General features: G+C 75.8%; 1 protein-coding gene. It reads left to right on the forward strand.

What is annotated here, in order from left to right:
* Nucleotides 1-1,579, forward strand: a 1,579-nt coding sequence (locus tag AWZ10_RS44515; RefSeq protein ID WP_159058591.1) for a polyketide synthase dehydratase domain-containing protein, incomplete at both ends; no start/stop codon positions are given.

Here is a 1,579-nt window from a genome sequence, read left to right on the forward strand (position 1 = left end):
CAGGCCCTGCCCGCCGGGGGCGCGATGCTCGCCGTCAAGGCGCCCGAGGAGGAGGTGACGCCGCTGCTCGCCGGCCACGCGCACGCGGCGGGCGTGGCCGCGGTGAACGGTCCCGGCTCGGTGGTGGTGTCCGGGACCGCCGAGGTCATCGAGGACGTGGGCGCCGAGCTGGCCGCCCGCGGCACCAAGACACGGCGGCTGACCGTCTCGCACGCCTTCCACTCGCCGTTGATGGACCCGATGCTCGCCGACTTCGCCGCAGTCGCGCGGCGGATGACGTATCACGCGCCGGTGCTCGGTCTGGTCGGAAACCTCACGGGCGAACTCGTCGTCGACGAGGTGCGCGACCCGGACTACTGGGTCCGGCACGTACGGGAGGCCGTCCGGTTCGCCGCCGGCACCCGTGCCCTGACGGCCGCCGGCGTGACCCGCTTCGTGGAACTCGGCCCGGACGGCACCGCCGGCGCGATGGTGCAGGACTGCCTGGCGGACCTGGGTGTCGAGGCCACGACGGGCGTGGTGGCGCTGCTGCACCGGGAGCGCCCGGAGACCGGGACGCTGATCGGCTCGGTCGCCCGCGCGCACGCCCACGGTGCCACCGTCGACTGGGAGCGGTTCTTCGCAGGCACGGGCGCTCAGCGGGTGGAGCTGCCGACGTACGCCTTCCAGCGGGCGCGGTACTGGCCCGAGCCGTCGACCGTCTCACTCGACACCGCAGCCCTGGGGCTCGCCGACCCCGCGCACCCGTGGCTGGGCGCGCTCACGGCGTCGGCCGACGGCTCCTGCCACATCTTCACCGGCCGGCTCTCGCTCGCCGAGCATCCCTGGATCGCCGACCACACCGTGTTCGGCCGGGCGGTGCTGCCGGGGACCGGGCTTCTGGAACTGGCCCTGACGGCCGCGCACCGGGTGGGTGCGGCGGGCGTGGCCGACCTCACCCTGGTGGCGCCGCTCGTGCTGCCCGCCGACACGGCGGTGCACGTCCAGGTCGTCGTCGGCGGCGGCGAGAGCGGGCCGCCGACCGTGACGGTGCACAGCCGCAACGCCGACGGCACCGACGGCACCGACGCCTGGACTCTGCACGCCACGGGCGAGCTGAGCACGGCGCCCGTGGACGCGTCCGCCGGGTTCGCCTGGGCCGGCCAGTGGCCGGTGCCGGGGGCGGAGCCGGTCGCCATGGACGGCTTCTACGGGCGGTTCCAGGAGCAGGGCGTCGACTACGGCCCGGCGTTCCGGGGCACGGCGGCACTGTGGCGGCAGGGCGAGTCGGCGTACGGCTCGGTGCGGCTGCCCGGGCAGGACCGCGCGACGGACGGGTTCGGGCTGCATCCGGCGCTGCTGGACGCCGCGTTGAACGTGATGAAGGCCGTGCCGGGCGACGACACCGCCGGGCAGGACGGCGTACTGCTGCCGTTCTCCTGGTCGGGAGTCGAGTTGTACGCCACCGGCGCCGGCGAACTGCGCGTCCGGGTCGGCGTCCGCGACACCGCCACCGGCCGGCACCTGACGGTCGAGGCCGCCGACGCCACCGGCGCCCCGGTGGCCCGTGTGCAGGGCCTGGAGATGCGCCGCGCCACCG

It is taken from the genome of Streptomyces europaeiscabiei, from assembly GCF_001550375.1.
Taxonomy (GTDB): Bacteria; Actinomycetota; Actinomycetes; order Streptomycetales; family Streptomycetaceae; genus Streptomyces; species Streptomyces europaeiscabiei.